The organism is Rheinheimera lutimaris, from assembly GCF_013283795.1.
Taxonomy (GTDB): Bacteria; Pseudomonadota; Gammaproteobacteria; order Enterobacterales; family Alteromonadaceae; genus Alishewanella; species Alishewanella lutimaris.
The window spans coordinates 73,504-89,325 of sequence record NZ_JABSOD010000005.1 but is presented as its reverse complement, the minus strand read 5'-3'; the positions used below and the strand labels follow the sequence as shown (position 1 = coordinate 89,325).

17 protein-coding genes are annotated in these 15,822 nt (G+C 51.0%); 5 read left to right on the top strand and 12 right to left on the bottom strand.

Annotated features, from left to right (window positions below; genetic code table 11):
• Positions 1-2 precede the first annotated feature (2 nt).
• Positions 3-596 (bottom strand): thymidine kinase, encoded by a 594-nt coding sequence (locus tag HRH59_RS06435; protein WP_173500448.1) that lies wholly within the window; start codon positions 594-596, stop codon positions 3-5.
• Positions 597-740: 144 nt separating this feature from the next.
• Between HRH59_RS06435 and HRH59_RS06430 the strand changes: the two genes are divergently transcribed.
• The 3 genes from HRH59_RS06430 to HRH59_RS06420 all read left to right on the top strand — a co-directional run bounded on the left by HRH59_RS06430 (position 741) and on the right by HRH59_RS06420 (position 2,054).
• Positions 741-1,160 (top strand): MAPEG family protein, encoded by a 420-nt coding sequence (locus tag HRH59_RS06430; RefSeq protein WP_173500447.1) that lies wholly within the window; start codon positions 741-743, stop codon positions 1,158-1,160.
• Positions 1,161-1,163: 3 nt separating this feature from the next.
• On the top strand, positions 1,164-1,592 hold the full coding sequence (locus HRH59_RS06425; protein ID WP_218573477.1) for a YqaA family protein: 429 nt from the start codon (positions 1,164-1,166) through the stop codon (positions 1,590-1,592).
• Between the two features lie 72 nt (positions 1,593-1,664).
• Entirely contained in the window at positions 1,665-2,054 is a 390-nt protein-coding gene (locus HRH59_RS06420; protein WP_173500446.1) for a DUF2750 domain-containing protein, read from the top strand.
• A gap of 50 nt (positions 2,055-2,104) precedes the next feature.
• On the opposite strand, the gene HRH59_RS06415 is transcribed toward HRH59_RS06420, so the two are convergent.
• Positions 2,105-3,094: a 2-hydroxyacid dehydrogenase gene (locus HRH59_RS06415; protein WP_173500445.1), complete on the bottom strand. Its 990-nt coding sequence runs from the start codon at positions 3,092-3,094 to the stop codon at positions 2,105-2,107.
• 70 nt (positions 3,095-3,164) lie between these two features.
• On the bottom strand, positions 3,165-3,644 hold the full coding sequence (locus HRH59_RS06410) for a glutathione peroxidase (RefSeq protein ID WP_173500444.1): 480 nt from the start codon (positions 3,642-3,644) through the stop codon (positions 3,165-3,167).
• 87 nt (positions 3,645-3,731) lie between these two features.
• Between HRH59_RS06410 and HRH59_RS06405 the strand changes: the two genes are divergently transcribed.
• Positions 3,732-4,613 (top strand): NAD(P)-dependent oxidoreductase, encoded by an 882-nt coding sequence (locus tag HRH59_RS06405; RefSeq protein WP_173500443.1) that lies wholly within the window; start codon positions 3,732-3,734, stop codon positions 4,611-4,613.
• A 44-nt stretch (positions 4,614-4,657) separates the two neighbouring features.
• Here the strand turns inward: HRH59_RS06405 and HRH59_RS06400 are convergent, their stop codons facing one another.
• The 9 genes from HRH59_RS06400 to HRH59_RS06360 form a co-directional block, all read right to left on the bottom strand.
• The gene (locus tag HRH59_RS06400; protein WP_173500442.1) at positions 4,658-4,891 is read right to left on the bottom strand and encodes an antitoxin Xre/MbcA/ParS toxin-binding domain-containing protein; all 234 of its coding nucleotides are present in this window, start codon (positions 4,889-4,891) and stop codon (positions 4,658-4,660) included.
• A gap of 116 nt (positions 4,892-5,007) precedes the next feature.
• Complete coding sequence (locus HRH59_RS06395; protein ID WP_173500441.1) at positions 5,008-5,667, bottom strand: CoA transferase subunit B; 660 nt, start codon at positions 5,665-5,667, stop codon at positions 5,008-5,010.
• Positions 5,668-5,677: 10 nt separating this feature from the next.
• Positions 5,678-6,379, bottom strand: a complete 702-nt coding sequence (locus HRH59_RS06390; RefSeq protein WP_173500440.1) for a CoA transferase subunit A — start codon at positions 6,377-6,379, stop codon at positions 5,678-5,680.
• A 330-nt stretch (positions 6,380-6,709) separates the two neighbouring features.
• Positions 6,710-7,624: a hydroxymethylglutaryl-CoA lyase gene (locus HRH59_RS06385; protein ID WP_173500439.1), complete on the bottom strand. Its 915-nt coding sequence runs from the start codon at positions 7,622-7,624 to the stop codon at positions 6,710-6,712.
• Positions 7,621-9,603, bottom strand: a complete 1,983-nt coding sequence (locus tag HRH59_RS06380) for an acetyl/propionyl/methylcrotonyl-CoA carboxylase subunit alpha (protein WP_173500438.1) — start codon at positions 9,601-9,603, stop codon at positions 7,621-7,623. Before HRH59_RS06380 ends, HRH59_RS06385 begins: the two co-directional genes overlap by 4 nt.
• Entirely contained in the window at positions 9,603-10,403 is an 801-nt protein-coding gene (locus HRH59_RS06375; RefSeq protein WP_173500437.1) for an enoyl-CoA hydratase/isomerase family protein, read from the bottom strand. The genes HRH59_RS06380 and HRH59_RS06375 overlap by 1 nt, the downstream gene beginning before the upstream one ends.
• A 308-nt stretch (positions 10,404-10,711) precedes the next feature.
• Positions 10,712-12,319 (bottom strand): carboxyl transferase domain-containing protein, encoded by a 1,608-nt coding sequence (locus tag HRH59_RS06370; protein ID WP_173500436.1) that lies wholly within the window; start codon positions 12,317-12,319, stop codon positions 10,712-10,714.
• 393 nt (positions 12,320-12,712) lie between these two features.
• Positions 12,713-13,882, bottom strand: coding sequence for an isovaleryl-CoA dehydrogenase (locus tag HRH59_RS06365; RefSeq protein ID WP_173500435.1), 1,170 nt, complete (start codon positions 13,880-13,882; stop codon positions 12,713-12,715).
• 33 nt (positions 13,883-13,915) lie between these two features.
• The gene (locus tag HRH59_RS06360) at positions 13,916-14,320 is read right to left on the bottom strand and encodes a MerR family transcriptional regulator (protein ID WP_173500434.1); all 405 of its coding nucleotides are present in this window, start codon (positions 14,318-14,320) and stop codon (positions 13,916-13,918) included.
• A gap of 265 nt (positions 14,321-14,585) precedes the next feature.
• Here HRH59_RS06360 and HRH59_RS06355 point away from each other — a divergent pair, with 265 nt between their 5' ends.
• Complete coding sequence (locus HRH59_RS06355; protein WP_173500433.1) at positions 14,586-15,767, top strand: thiolase family protein; 1,182 nt, start codon at positions 14,586-14,588, stop codon at positions 15,765-15,767.
• Positions 15,768-15,822: the final 55 nt, after the last annotated feature.

Here is a 15,822-nt window from a genome sequence, read left to right as displayed (position 1 = left end):
TGTTACTCCGTTTGTTTATCCTGCCAAACCAGGGCTTTAAAATGCTCGCGGCACATAGAGACATAGCTTTCATTGCCACCTATTTGCACTTGCGAGCCGGTAGTGGCGGCGTTGCCGTGTTCATCCAGCCGCACAACAAAGTTAGCTTTGCGGCCACAGTGGCAAATGGTTTTCAGCTCAACTAATTTATCAGCCCAGGCTAACAGTGCTTCGCTGCCGGCAAAGGTTTCGCCTAAAAAATCGGTGCGCAGGCCAAAGGCCAACACCGGTATATTTAATTCATCTACCACATCGGTTAGCTGGCGCACCTGGGCTTTGGATAAAAACTGCGCTTCGTCTATTAATACGCAATCCAGCCGCCCCTGCGTTTTCAGCTGCTGCACATGGTTGATAAAGTTAAAGCTGCTATCAAAAATATGTGCATCCATTGCCAAACCAATTCGCGAGCTAACCTTGCCCAAACCAAAACGGTTATCCAATGCAGCGGTGTAAATAGCCACTGTCATACCTCTTTCCTGATAGTTGTAAGCACTTTGCAGTAAAGAGGTCGATTTACCGGCGTTCATTGCCGAGTAATAAAAATATAATTGCGCCATGACGTCATCACGTTAAAAAAAAACACAACGCAGTATAACCGCAACCACAGATAAAATATAAACGCCTGAGATGACAGATTTAAGACGCTGGCATCTTTCGCTTTGCTGCATTAAGCTCTGTGCGGACTAAATGTGGAGAATAAGATGGAAAAACTGATATTGCTGCCGGTATTTGTGCAGGTATTGCTCACCAGCGTGGTAATGGTGTTGATGGGCCGGCGCCGTATTTGCGCAGCAAAAAATAAAGAAATAAGCGTAGCGGCATTTAAAACCATGAACCTGACCGGTGCCAACGAGCAGGTAATTGCTACCAGCCGTAACTTTGATAATCAGTTTCAAATGCCCATGTTGTATTTATTCAGTGTGCTGTTTACCCTGCAACTGGGGCTGGCAGACGTTGCTTATGTAGCGCTGGGCGCGGCTTATGTGCTGTTGCGGGTGCTGCATACGGCGGTACATATCGGTAGTAACACAGTGCGTTTGCGCTTTAATGTGTTTTTACTCAGCTGCGCTGTGCTGTGGGTTATATGGCTGCGGTTGTTATGGCAGGTGTTGGTTGGCTGATTAATGCTGGTATATTTTTCGTTGTTTTGTAGCGGCCTGTTGGCCGCTACGTTGTTTCCGGCGTCCAGTGAAGTGTTGCTGCTGGCATTGCTGCAACAGGGCTACAGCCCATTGTGGCTGTTTGTTGCCGCTACTGCCGGTAATACGCTGGGCTCTTGTATTAACTGGTACCTGGGGCGTAAACTGCTGCTGTTTCAGCATAAGCGCTGGTTTCCCTTTTCCGCTGCGGCTATGGGCAGGGCACAGCTGCAGTTTCAGCGTTTTGGCAGTTGGAGTTTATTGTTTGCCTGGTTACCGGTGGTGGGCGATCCGCTAACCTTAATAGCCGGCATGTTAAAGGTACGCTTTAGCCTGTTTTTGCTGTTGGTGTTGTTAGGTAAAGCCGGCCGTTATGCAGTGTTAATTGGCTTTGCTAATGCGCTGCTGGCGTAATTATTATTGGTAAAAGGCTGCCGGATCCGTCATCATTAGCAGCATTACTGATTTGCTTAACAGGAACCTATCATGGAATACCAATTAACCGCTGACGAGATTAAACGCATTACCGCTTTAGATGCAGAGCAGCGTTATACCTATTTTATTCAGGCAGTGGCGGATCTGGAAAAAATCTGGATTTTAACCGACGAAGAAGGCTTTGTACTGGTAAGCGCCGAAGATGAGCGTTGTATTCCGGTATGGCCACATGCTGAGCTGGCAGAGCAGTGGATTGAAGGCGAATGGGAACATTGTACCGCCCAGGCGGTAGATGTTGATACCTGGTTGGATAAGTGGACATCGGGCTTAAACGGTGATGAATTAGCTATTGCAGTGCTGCCGGATGCCGACGGCCCTGGCGTAGTGGTAATGCCGGAAGAGCTGGCAGAAACCCTGATTAATGAAATGCAGGAAGACTAAGCCGTTAAGCGCTATGTTTTATGCAAAAATGCAGCCGTAAGGCTGCTTTTTTAATTGGCCAACTCGTTGCCGGTTGCGGTGTTGCTGGCAAAGGCTAATAAGTTATCGCTGGTTATCTGGCAAATCTCCTGTAACGCTTCGCGGGTGAAAAACGCCTGGTGGCCGGTGATCAATACGTTAGGGAAGGTAAGTAAGCGCTTAAACACTTCATCGTCAATGACCTGTTCAGACAGGTTTTCAAAGAACAGATCGGCTTCCTGCTCGTACACATCCAGCCCCAGGTAACCAATTTTGCGCTGTTTTAAGCCGGCAATAACCGCTTTGCTGTCGATTAGCGCACCGCGGCTGGTGTTAATCAGCATTACGCCATCTTGCATGCTACCGATGCTGTAGTGGTTAATAAGGTGCTTGGTGTCGGGCGTCAGCGGGCAGTGCAGGCTGATAATATTACTTTGGGCGTACAGCTCTGCCAGCGGCACATAACGGCCACCCAGCTCCTGTATCAGCGGGTTTTGCACAATGTCATGACACAGCAAGCGGCAACCAAAGCCATGCAGTATCCGGGCTGTGGCCAGGCCAATACGGCCGGTGCCGATTAAGCCGACGGTTTTACCAAACAGGTTAAAACCCAGCAGGCCGTCCAGCGCAAAGTTGTCATCGCGTACGCGGTTATAGGCTTTGTGAAGTTTGCGGTTAAGGCACAACATCAGCCCTATGGTGTGCTCGGCGACGGCTTCAGGCGAATAAGCCGGTACCCGTGCTACACGAATACCCAGCGCTTTGGCGGCGTCCAGATCAACATTATTAAAGCCGGCACAGCGTAGCGCCACCATTTCAATGCCCATTTCAGACAATTGCTGCAGTACTGCTGCATTTAAATCGTCGTTAACAAACACACAGACGGCATGGCTGCCGGCTGCCAGTTTTGCGCTGTCGCTGCTTAAGCGGCTGTCAATATAAGTAAACTGCAGGCTGCTGTCTGCCCACTGGCTAAACCCTTCCCGGTCATATTTTTTCGCGCTGAATACGGCAACTTTCATGGCTTTTCTCCCATTTGTTGCCGTACAGCTTAGCGCATAACACCTGGCGGTATTTAGCGCTGGATCAAATTTACAGCAAGTCAGCTATTGATTGCGCAATGCTGGCAGGCTTGGTGCGTGGCGCATAGCGCTTTACTACTTCACCGTCTTTGTTGACCAAAAATTTGGTGAAGTTCCACTTAATGGCGCGGGTTTTCAGCAGGCCGCGGGCACTGTCTTTTAAGTGCTCAAACAACGGAGATGCGTCTGGGCCGTTGACCATCAGTTTGGACATAACCGGAAAGCTCAGGCCGTAGTTAATTTCACAAAACTGCTGAATATCGCTGTCGGAGCCCGGTTCCTGGCCGCCAAACTGGTTACACGGAAAAGCCAGGATCACCAGGCCTTTATCGTGATACTGCTGGTACAACTGTTCCAGCTCTTTATATTGTGGTGTAAAGCCACACTGGCTGGCGGTGTTTACAATAAGCAGCACCTTGCCACGATAGCGGCTTAAATCGACTTCGTTACCGGCTGCGTCTTTTACTTTGTATTGATGCACATTGGCCATGCGGATCCCTTAGTTAAAATGCTTTTCATTGTGTACGGAACTTTGTAAGCTTTGCGCCACAGTATGTCACAGATTTAAGTCATTAATATGTCAATTAATAGTGAGAACAAGGTCGCATTTATCGGCTTGGGCGTTATGGGCTACCCGATGGCTGGCTATCTGCAGCAAAAAGGCTATCAGGTAACGGTGTATAACCGCACTGCAGCGAAAGCAGAAAAGTGGGCCGCGCAGTATGGCGGCAACTTTGCCCAAACGCCCGCTGCTGCGGCACAAGGCGCTACACTGGTGTTTCTTTGCGTGGGTAACGACAACGATGTACGTTCGGTGGTGTATGGTGAGCATGGCGTTTTGGCCGGCATGGCCTCAGGCTCGGTATTGATAGACCACACTACCGCCTCAGCTAATTTAGCACGTGAGCTGGCACAGGCGGCTAAGCAGCAGGGCATCGGCTTTTTAGATGCGCCGGTATCAGGTGGCCAGGCGGGGGCTGAAAACGGTGTACTCACGGTGATGACCGGTGGCGAGGCCAGCGACTTTGCTAAAGCCGAAGCAGCAATAATGAGCTACTCACGCTGTGCTAAATTATTGGGCCCGGCAGGCAGTGGCCAATTAGCGAAAATGGTGAATCAGATTTGTATCGCAGGCGTAGTGCAGGGCCTGGCTGAGGCACTGAATTTTGCCCAAAATGCCGGTTTAGATGCGGCTGCCGTAGTAGAGGTAATTTCACAAGGTGCCGCCTCATCCTGGCAGATGCAAAACCGCTCGCTAACCATGCTGCAAGGCAAATACGATTTCGGCTTTGCGGTGGACTGGATGCGTAAAGATTTGGGCATAGCACTTAGCGAAGCGCGCGAAAACGGCAGCCACTTGCCGCTAACGGCGTTAGTGGATCAGTTCTATAGCGAAGTGCAGCAAATGGGCGGTAACCGCTGGGATACTTCCAGCCTGCTGGCGCGGTTAAAGCGTTAACCGCAAAAAGGGGCATGTCGCTAAAGGTTGGATAAATTTACGATCTAACTGAATACGCCATGCTCCAAGCGGCCTATTAAGTCTAACACTTGTTGCGTTTCAGTTTCGCTACTAAGCATATTCACAGGAGCTTTATCGCCAAGGCCGTATACAGGTTCGTTCAGCCATTTATGAGTGGCAGCCATGTCGCCGTCAAATAAGTTGCTCGCAGCGAATTGCACAGCCTTGTAGTTGCGCAACTCTGCTTCGCTAGTTTTGTTTTTTACTTGTTTAGTCATAGTGTTTGCATCGATGTTTTATCAGCTTTAAGCCTATAACCAGATCTTATTTTGGTCAAAAAAAGAGCGCTAAGACCATCACAATCTTAGCGCTCTTAAGAGATTAAAGCGGTAACTTAGTTAAACACCATCTCTGGTATATCGCCTTCGATAACCAGCTTGCCGGCGGTTTTTTGCTTAATTTCTTCTACCGAAATACCCGGCGCGCGTTCCAGTAAGTGGAACGCGCCGTTACGTACTTCGAGTACGGCTAAGTCGGTGACGATTTTCTTCACGCAGCCAACGCCAGTCAGCGGCAGAGTGCAGTCGGTTAGCAGCTTGCTGTTGCCGTATTTGTCGGCGTGAGTCATGGTTACAACAATGTTTTGTGCACCGGCGACTAAGTCCATCGCGCCGCCCATGCCTTTTACCAGTTTACCCGGGATCATCCAGCTGGCGATATTGCCGTTTTGATCCACTTCAAAGGCGCCCAGCACGGTTAAATCGACATGGCCGCCGCGGATCATGGCAAAGCTTTCCGCTGAGCTGAAAATCGCCGCGCCTTTAATGGCCGTGACGGTTTCTTTGCCGGCGTTAATCATATCGGCGTCAATTTCGTCTTCAGTCGGGTAGGGGCCCATACCGAGCAAGCCGTTTTCTGATTGCAGCATCACTTCAATGCCGGCCGGCACATAGTTGGCCACCAGGGTTGGAATACCAATACCTAAGTTGACGTAGTAACCGTCTTGCAGCTCTTGCGCCACGCGCATGGCAACCTGTTCACGAGATAAAGCCATTGTTGCCTCCTTAACCTTGACGGACCATACGACGTTCAATGCGTTTTTCAAAGTTGCCTTTAATAACGCGCTGTACGTAAATACCCGGGGTGTGAATTTGTGATGGTTCCAGCTCACCCGGCTCGACTATCTCTTCTACTTCAGCCACGGTAATTTTACCGGCGGTGGCCGCCATCGGGTTGAAGTTCATTGAAGTGTGACGAAACACCAGGTTGCCGTAACGGTCGGCTTTCCATGCACGTACTATGGCAAAGTCGCCGGTAATGGCCGGTTCTAACACGTAGTGACGGCCGTCAATTTCACGGGTTTCTTTACCCTCGGCAACCGGGGTGCCATAACCTGTTGCTGTGAAAAATGCCGGTATACCAGCACCGCCGGCGCGCATTTTCTCGGCCAGGGTGCCTTGTGGTGTAAGCTCTACTTCCAGTTCGCCGCTGAGAAGTTGTTTTTCAAACAGGGCGTTTTCGCCAACGTAAGAGGCAACCATTTTTTTAATTTGCCGGTCTTCCAGCAAAATGCCCAGACCAAAGCCGTCTACACCGCAGTTGTTAGAGACCACGGTGAGATCTTTGGTTTTCATTTTTTTGATCTGAGCAATTAAGCCCTCTGGAATACCGCATAAGCCAAAGCCACCGGCAATAACGGTCATGCCGTCCTGCAGGCCTGCCATGGCGTCTTCGTAGCTATGTACGACTTTATTAAACCCTGCCATTTGTTGTCCTCTGTCCTCTGTTCTCTGCTGAACTATCTGTTGCGAACTGCTCTTCGACTGCGCGGCTGCTGCGTGAAGTTTTTTCTGCGACACGCCATAAACCATCCATGGGGCTCGACTCCGGCCATCCATGGCCTCCAACGGTCGCTGAAAAAATCACATCCGCATCCGCTTACATCTGTGCCAAGGTAAGTGCGCAGTACACTTTGACCGGAACCGTGTTTTTCATGGATGAAAAACAGGAGCCTACAGGGACGTATTTACGGCGTGTTCCGGCAAAGTAGTACGGAGTGATTACCGTGTTCGAAGAACCTTAGTTGTTGCTGTTAACTAACTACCAGTTTGCGTGCACTTGGCCCTTAGCGCCAATCCTACTTTAGAACTAGGCTGTTTCCCCAGCTTGTCGGTAATAAACCAGCCGGCTTTGGCCAGCGCAGTTAAATCGATACCGTGTGAAATGCCAAGGCCGTTTAGCAAATACACCACATCTTCGGTGGCAACATTGCCTGACGCACCGGCAGCGTAAGGGCAGCCGCCTAAACCGGCAACGGCGCTATCAATCACAGCAATGCCGCGGTTTAGCGCCACGTAAATATTGGTTAACGCCTGGCCGTAGGTGTCGTGAAAATGCACCGCCAGTTTATCCACCGGCATCATGCTTAGCACCGCGTCCAGCATCGCATTGACTTTATCCGGCGTGCCAACGCCGATAGTATCGCCCAACGAGATTTCATAGCAGCCCATCTCTAACAGGGCTTTGGCGACCAATGCCACTTCGGTAGGGGCAACGTCACCCTGATAAGGGCAACCGACGACGCAAGACACATAGCCACGCACTTTAATGCCGTCGGCTTTGGCTGCTTCTACTACCGGCGCAAAACGTTCCAGGCTTTCCGCTATGCTGCAGTTAATGTTTTTCTGGCTGAAGGCTTCAGACGCCGCGCCAAAAATGGCTACTTCAGTGGCACCGGCAGCTTTGGCCGCTTCATAGCCTTTTAAATTTGGCGTCAGCGCAGCATAGGTAACACCGGCTTTACGTGTAATGCCGGCAAACACGCCTGCGGAGTCCGCCATTTGCGGCACCCATTTCGGCGAGACAAAGGCGCCGCTTTCAATGTAGCTATGGCCGGCCGCGGTTAGCATGTCAATTAGGGCGATTTTATCTTCTGTGGCTACCGCAGCCTCGTTTTGCAGGCCATCACGCGGGCCTACTTCAACCAGGCGTACACTTGTTGGTAAACTCATGCTTCCTCCGGGCTAAAATCAACCAGTTCGGCGCCGTCTTTTACCAGATCGCCGGCGGCGTAAAATACTTCATTCACCACACCGTTTTTCGGCGCTTTAATGCTGTATTCCATTTTCATCGCTTCCATAATCACCAGCGTATCGCCGGCTTTTACGGTTGAGCCGGCTTTGGCCATTACCGCAACGATAGTGCCGTTCATCGGTGCGGTTAAGCTACCGGCGTGATCTGCGCCTTCCATCTCAGTAGTGACTTCCGTCTGGTAGATAAAGTCATAACGTTGATGTTTGATAAACACACTGAAGGTATCGGCATAGCGGCTTACCCGCACCTTGGTACGGTGATCGCCCAACACGGCACTTAGTTCATCGCCATTAAGCTCGGCGGTGCAGCAAAGCTGTTGGCCTGCCACGTCAATCACATAATGTTGCTGCAGTTGCTGCACTGTTAGTTGTGTGCTGTGCTCACCATGTTGCAAGGCGATGTTTACCGTTGGCATTTCATTTAACCGCCAGCCATGGCTGAATTGCCAGGGGCTTGAACCGTTGCTGCTTTGCGGTGCTTTTTGCTGCTGTAAAATAAACAGCGCAGCCAATACCAGCGCCTGATTATTTTCTTTATTGGCCGGCGCAAATAAGCTTTGCTGATGTTTGTTGATAAAGTTGGTATCAAGCTCGGCGGCTTTAAACGCCGGGTGCTCGGTTAAGCTGGTTAAAAAGCTTAAGTTAGTGGTAACACCGGCAATACGATAATCGTCCAGCGCACGTAACATGCGGGCGATGGCGCGGTCGCGGCTTTCATCCCAAACAATCAGCTTGGCGATCATTGGATCGTAAAACGGCGACACTTCATCGTTTTCCACCACGCCGGTATCCACCCGCACATGACGGTTGGCTTCAGGCTGACGTAAATAGGTCAGTTTACCGGTTTGCGGCAGGAAATCGTTATCCGGATCTTCAGCATATACCCGCACTTCAATCGCGTGGCCATCGAGTTGAATATCATCCTGCGCCAGTGGCAGTGTTTCGCCTGCGGCGACCAACAGTTGCCATTTGACTAAGTCCTGGCCGGTGATCATCTCGGTAACCGGGTGTTCTACCTGCAGCCGGGTGTTCATTTCCATAAAGTAGAAAGAACCGTCTTCGTCGAATAAAAATTCCACCGTACCCGCGCCACGATAATCAATGGCTTTGGCTGCCTTAACTGCCGCTTCGCCCATGGCTTTACGCTGTTCACTGCTAAAGTTCGGCGCTGGCGCTTCTTCAATCACTTTCTGGTGGCGGCGCTGTATAGAACAGTCGCGCTCGGCTAAGTAAACCGCATTACCGTGGTTGTCGGCAAATACCTGAATTTCAATATGGCGCGGCTTAGTTAAGTAGCGCTCGATCAGCATTTTATCATTGCCGAAACCAGCTTTGGCTTCACGCCGCGCACTGGCTAAGGCATCATTAAACTCTTCTTTTTTCCATACCACACGCATGCCTTTACCGCCGCCGCCGTAGGCCGCTTTCAGCAGTTGCGGGTAGCCGATACGCTCTGATTCTTTGCTTAACAGCGCATCGTCTTGATCGTCACCATGATAGCCCGGCACCAATGGCACGCCGGCTTTGGCCATAATGTCTTTGGCTGCGCTTTTTGAACCCATGGCGGTAATGGCACCCACCGGTGGGCCGATAAACACCACGCCGGCTTCCTCACAAGCTTTGGCAAAGTCTTCGTTTTCCGATAAAAAGCCATAGCCCGGGTGAATCGCCTCTGCACCGCTTTGTTTGGCGATGGCGATAATTTTATCTGCACGCAGGTAAGAGTCTTTGCTTGGGGCCGGGCCTAACAAATACGCTTCATCGGCCATGCGCACATGGCGGGCATTGGCGTCGGCTTCTGAATACACCGCTACGCAGCGGATGCCGAGTTTATGTGCGGTGTCGATAACGCGGCAGGCAATTTCGCCGCGGTTGGCGATTAATATTTTACGAAACATTATGCGTCTTCCTTGCCGAGCCAGGCCGGTTTACGTTTTTCTAAGAATGCGCTTAAGCCTTCCTGACCTTCCGGTGATACCCGGATTTCAGCAATCGCTTGCTCAGTATGAGCAATAACATTGTTGCTGATCTTACGGTTATAAATATTATGAATAAGCGATTTAGCAGCACTCAGTGCTGCCGGGCTGTTTTGCAGCAGGGTATTAATCATGCTTTTTGCGCTATCGCTAAGCTTGCCCTCACTAACTACTTCATGCAGTAAGCCCAGTTGTTGCGCTTTGGCGGCCATAAAGCGCTCGGCTGTTAAGAAATAACGCCGGCTTTCGCGCTCGCCAATGGCGCGCATTACGTAGGGGCTGATTACCGCCGGAATAAGGCCAATGCGTACTTCACTTAAGCAAAAACTGGCATTCTCTTCGGCGATGGCGATATCGCAGCAGGCGACTAAACCCAGGGCACCGCCAAAAGCCGCGCCTTTGATTAATGCGATGGTAGGTTTAGGGAATTTATCCAGCCGGTGCATTAAGGTGGCAAGCTCTGCGGCGTCGTTTAAGTTTTGCTGATAATCTTTTTGCGCCATTGAGCGCATCCAGTTTAAGTCGGCACCGGCAGAGAAGTTTTTGCCGTTGGCGGCCAGCACCAATACCCGTACTTCGTCGTTATTGGCTAAGTCTTTCAGCACGGCGATAAGCTCGGCTATCATGGCATCGTCAAAGGCGTTATGCACTTGTGGCCGGTTTAGCGTTAAGGTGGCTACGCCGCGCGGGTCGATACTGACTTCTGTGTAAACCTGGTTCATTTTTTCTCCGAAAGTGTTAATGCAACTTGAGACTGCATTTCTTCGAAATCGCGGTTGCTGCGTGAAGTTTTTTCTGCGACACGCCATAAACCATCCATGGGGCTCGATTCCGGCCATCCATGGCCTCCAACGGTCGCCGAAAAAATCACATCCGCACCCGCTTGATATCCGATGCAGCAAGCGCGCAGTGCACTTTGCTCAGAACCGTGTTTTTCAGGGACGAAAAACACGAGCCTACAGGGATGTATTCACGGCGTGTTCTGACAAAGTTGTACGGAGTGATTGCGATTGTCTGCATCATAGTGGCATCACATCCGAAACACGCCAAAACGGCTCTCTTCAATCGGTGCATTCAGCGCAGCGGCTAATGCCAGCCCCACTGTCATCCGCGTTTGTGCCGGGTCGATAATACCGTCATCCCACAAGCGACCACTGGCATAATACGGGTGGCCCTGTTTTTCATACTGCTCAATAATCGGCTGTTTCAGCGCTTTCTCCGCTTCCGCCGACAGCGTTTCTCCTTTACGGGCTAAACCGTCTTTGGTCACCTGCGCCATAACGCCGGCTGCTTGTTCGCCGCCCATTACCGAAATACGGGAATTGGGCCACATCCACATCATGGTGGGGTCATAGGCGCGGCCGCACATACCGTAGTTACCGGCGCCATAACTGCCGCCAATCAACACAGTAAACTTTGGCACCTTGGCACAGCTTACTGCCATCACCATTTTAGCGCCGTGCTTGGCTATGCCTTCGGCTTCGTATTTCTTACCCACCATAAAGCCGGTAATGTTTTGCAGGAACAACAGCGGAATTTTGCGCTGGGCGCACAGCTCAATAAAGTGCGCGCCTTTTTGTGCCGACTCTGAAAACAGAATGCCGTTATTGGCGACAATGCCTACCGGATAGCCGAAGACGCGCGCAAAACCGCACACTAAGGTAGCGCCGTAGTATTGCTTAAATTCATCAAAGTCTGAGCCATCGACAATGCGGGCGATCACTTCTTTGACATCAAACGGTTTGCGTAAGTCAGTGCCGACTATGCCGTATAACTCTTTGGCGTCATACAGCGGCTCTTGGGCCGGCTTAACATCCATAGGCTGCGGGGCAGGGCGGTTTAACCGGCTTACTGCGTTACGTGCTAGTTGCAGTGCGTGCTCATCGTTCAACGCATAGTGGTCGGCCACACCGGAGATTTTACAGTGCACATCAGCACCGCCCAGCTCTTCAGCGGAGACTTCTTCACCGGTGGCGGCTTTTACCAGCGGCGGGCCGGCTAAAAAGATAGTGCCTTGCTCTTTTACGATAATGCTTTCATCGGCCATCGCCGGTACATAAGCACCGCCAGCAGTACACAAGCCCATTACCACAGCAATTTGCGGTATGCCTTTAGCCGACATATTCGCCTGGTTAAAGAAGATACGGCCGAAGTGCAGCTTGTCGGGGAATACGTCATCCTGACGCGGCAGGTTGGCACCGCCTGAATCGACCAGATAAATACATGGCAGGTGGCAGCGCTCGGCAATCTCTTGTGCGCGTAAATGCTTTTTCACGGTAAGCGGGTAGTAGGTACCGCCTTTTACCGTGGCATCGTTGGCGACAATCATGCACTCGACGCCGTTAACGCGGCCGATACCGGCGACCACACCGGCGCTGGGTACGTAATCGTCGTAGCATTCCCAACCAGCAAACTGGCCGACTTCTAAAAACGGTGAGCCCGGGTCAAGCAGCTTTTGAATGCGGTCGCGCACAAACAGCTTACCGCGTGCAGTATGCCGTGCAATCAGCGCTTCGCCGCCACCGAGTTTAATTTGCTGTACTTTGCTTTGCAGATCATCGACCACGGCCTGCATGGCGGCGGCGTTTTTCTGGAAGTCCTCAGAGCGAGGATTGATTTTGGAGGTAATTCTGGTCACTTAAGTCACCTTATACCAGAGCTGGTTAGACAAAGCGGAACCGGAACAACTAAGCAGACGATCAAGAGCGAATTTGGGAGAAATTCGCGGGTCTGCGTGTTGTTACGGTGTAAGCTTTGGCCTGCACCGGACTTAGATTCACGGCTTCGCTGCTCTCACACATTTAACACACTCGCCCGTTCGGCTCTCCCAGCCTCACTTTTGATCGCTCGTTTAGTTAAATCTGCTACGCGCTTCGCCTCGTTCAACGTTCTATTCAGTTACTGCTATTTTTGGCGGTGCGGAACCGTAACAACTTAGCAGACGATCGAGAGCGAATTTGGGAGAAATTCACGGGGCTGCGTGTTGTTACGGTGGAAGCAGCCGCTTCCACCAGCGTTTCGCCTTAAAACCTTAGTTTGATTCGGTAAACAGTTCCCGGCCAATCAGCATACGGCGGATTTCCGAGGTACCGGCACCAATTTCGTACAGCTTGGCATCGCGCAGTAAACGCCCGGTAGGGTACTCGTTAATGTAGCCATTACCGCCCAGCAACTGAATTGCATCCAGCGCCATCTTGGTGGCCAACTCTGCTGAATACAGAATAACTGCCGCAGCATCTTTACGCGTGGTTTCACCACGGTCGCAGGCTTTAGCTACCGTATAAACGTAAGATTTTGCTGCGTTCATCTGGGTGTACATATCAGCCAGTTTGCCTTGTACCAGTTGGAACTCACCAATGGCTTGGCCAAACTGCTTACGGTCATGGATATACGGCACTACCACGTCCATACAGGCTTGCATAATGCCCAGCGGACCGGCGGCTAATACTACGCGCTCGTAATCCAGGCCGCTCATTAATACTTTAACGCCACCGCCAACCTGGCCCAGTACGTTTTCTGCCGGTACTTCGCAATCTTCAAACACCAGCTCGCAGGTGTTAGAGCCACGCATACCCAGCTTGTCCAGCTTCTGCGCTGTACTAAAACCTTTAGTGCCACGCTCAACAATAAAAGCAGTAATGCCTTTAGAGCCGGCGTTAATGTCGGTTTTGGCATAAATTACATAGGTGTGTGCATCCGGGCCGTTGGTGATCCACATTTTATTGCCGTTTAAAATGTAGTTATCGCCTTGCTTTTCAGCGCGCAGCTTCATGCTAACCACGTCTGAACCGGCGTTGGGCTCGCTCATAGCTAAGGCACCGATATGCTCGCCCGAGCACAGCTTAGGCAGATACTTCATTTTCTGCGCTTCAGTGCCGTTGCGGAAAATCTGGTTTACACACAGGTTGGAATGCGCACCGTACGATAAGCCAACCGAGGCAGACGCGCGGCTGATTTCTTCCAGTGCTACTACGTGCTCCAGATAGCCTAAGCCTGAGCCACCGTATTTTTCATCGACGGTAATGCCCAGCAGGCCTAAGTCACCGAATTTGCGCCACAGCTCATTCGGGAACTCATTTTTTTCGTCAATATGGGCGGCGCGCGGCGCGATTTCTTCGCGGGCAAAGGCGTTAACCTGCTCGCGGATCATATCGACCGTTTCACCTAAATCGAAATTAAGCCCTTTATAACTGCTAATCATTGTGGATCCCCGTTTGCTATGTTTTTCAACCGCTTAAGCGGTCTTGTGTTGTTTGGCGTCGGCTAAGGTATCGCGGCAACGTTTTTCAACGGTGACCAGTTCCATCAGCACAACTTTGATATCGTCCAATTGCTGATGCAGCTCGGCTTTTTTCAGCTCTATCAGCTGCAACATGGTACTTAATTGGGTGACGCTGCTTTTATCCGCGTCATATAATTCAAATAACTGGCCGGTTTCGGCCAGGCTAAAACCCAGGCGTTTGCCGCGTAATATCAGTTTTAACCGCACGCGGTCGCGCTTGCTGTAAATACGGGTTTGGCCGTTACGTAAAGGCGTGATCAGCCCCTGATCTTCATAAAAGCGAATACTACGGGTAGTAATATCAAACTCTTTGGCCAGTTCGCTGATGCTATATGTTTTTTCTTCTTTTTCTGTCATATCCGCCTTCCCCGAAAACGCAGTCAATATAAGTGAAGTTTACGTAAAGGTAAAGCTGAGGCAACGCTGCTGCGTTGACAAAATGGCCATTTCAAGCGGCTTTGTAAAGCAAAAATGCCAGTTTGCACTGGTCAGACTGTACACTTTGCTGAACCAAAGCGGCGGCACACTACCATAGTGTTAGGTGGTTGACGTTGGCGTAAACGTAAATTTGGTGTAGGCTCTGGAGCAACTTTTTAGCCGACAGCTTTTTCAGGAGAACTTCATGGCTACCGACAACATTGTAATCGTTGCTGCTACACGTACTGCTATGGGCGGTTTTATGGGCGGCTTAACTGATGTGGATGCTACTGTATTGGGTGCTACTGCTATTAAAGCAGCGTTAGAGCAGGCCGGTTTAAGCGGCGACAAGGTTAGTGAAGTGATTATGGGCAACGTGCTGCCAGCCGGTTTAGGCCAGGCACCGGCACGCCAGGCGACATTAAAAGCCGGCTTACCGTTATCCGCTGGCGCCACTACCATTAATAAAGTATGTGGTTCAGGTTTAAAAGCCGTGATGCTGGCTAACGATTTACTTAAAGCCGGTAGCGCCGATGTGGTTGTAGCCGGTGGTATGGAGTCGATGAGCAATGCGCCGTACCTGCTGCCTAAAGCCCGCGGTGGTTACCGTATGGGCCATGGCGAAATTAAAGATCATATGATGCTGGACGGCCTGGAAAATGCCTACGACGGCAAAGCCATGGGCTGTTTTGCCCAAGGCACAGCAGATGAAAAAGGCATCACCCGTGAGCAGATGGACGCCTTTGCCGTGCAATCTACCACCCGCGCCCAGCAAGCAATTGCCAGCGGTGCCTTTAACAACGAGATTACCCCGGTAACCTTTCAAACCCGTAAAGGTGAAATGACTTTTGCGATAGACGAGCAACCGGGTAATGCCAAAATCGACAAAATTCCATCGCTGCGTCCGGCCTTTGCCAAAGACGGCACTATTACTGCGGCTAACTCCAGCTCTATCTCTGACGGCGCAGCTGCGCTGGTTTTAATGCGCGAGTCTGATGCTAAAGCACAAGGTGCTAAGCCGTTAGCGCGCGTAGTAGCACATGCCACCAACTCAATGGAGCCGGCACTGTTTACCGTAGCGCCGGTTGGCGCGATGCAAAAAGTGCTGCAAAAAGCCGGCTGGGATAAACAGCAGATAGATCTGTGGGAAATTAACGAAGCTTTTGCCATGGTAACCATGCTGGCCATTAACGAGCTGGGCTTAGATGAGAGCAAAGTAAACGTTAACGGCGGCGCTTGTGCGCTGGGCCATCCTATCGGTGCCTCAGGCGCGCGTATTCTGGTTACCCTGATCCATGCGCTGCGTAACCGCGGTTTAACTAAAGGCGTGGCGTCACTGTGTATCGGTGGTGGTGAAGCCGTAGCATTGGCTGTGGAAGTTTTATAAAACACATATTAACCGTCAGCAGCATTTAATTACTAAACATATAACCAGCTGGCGG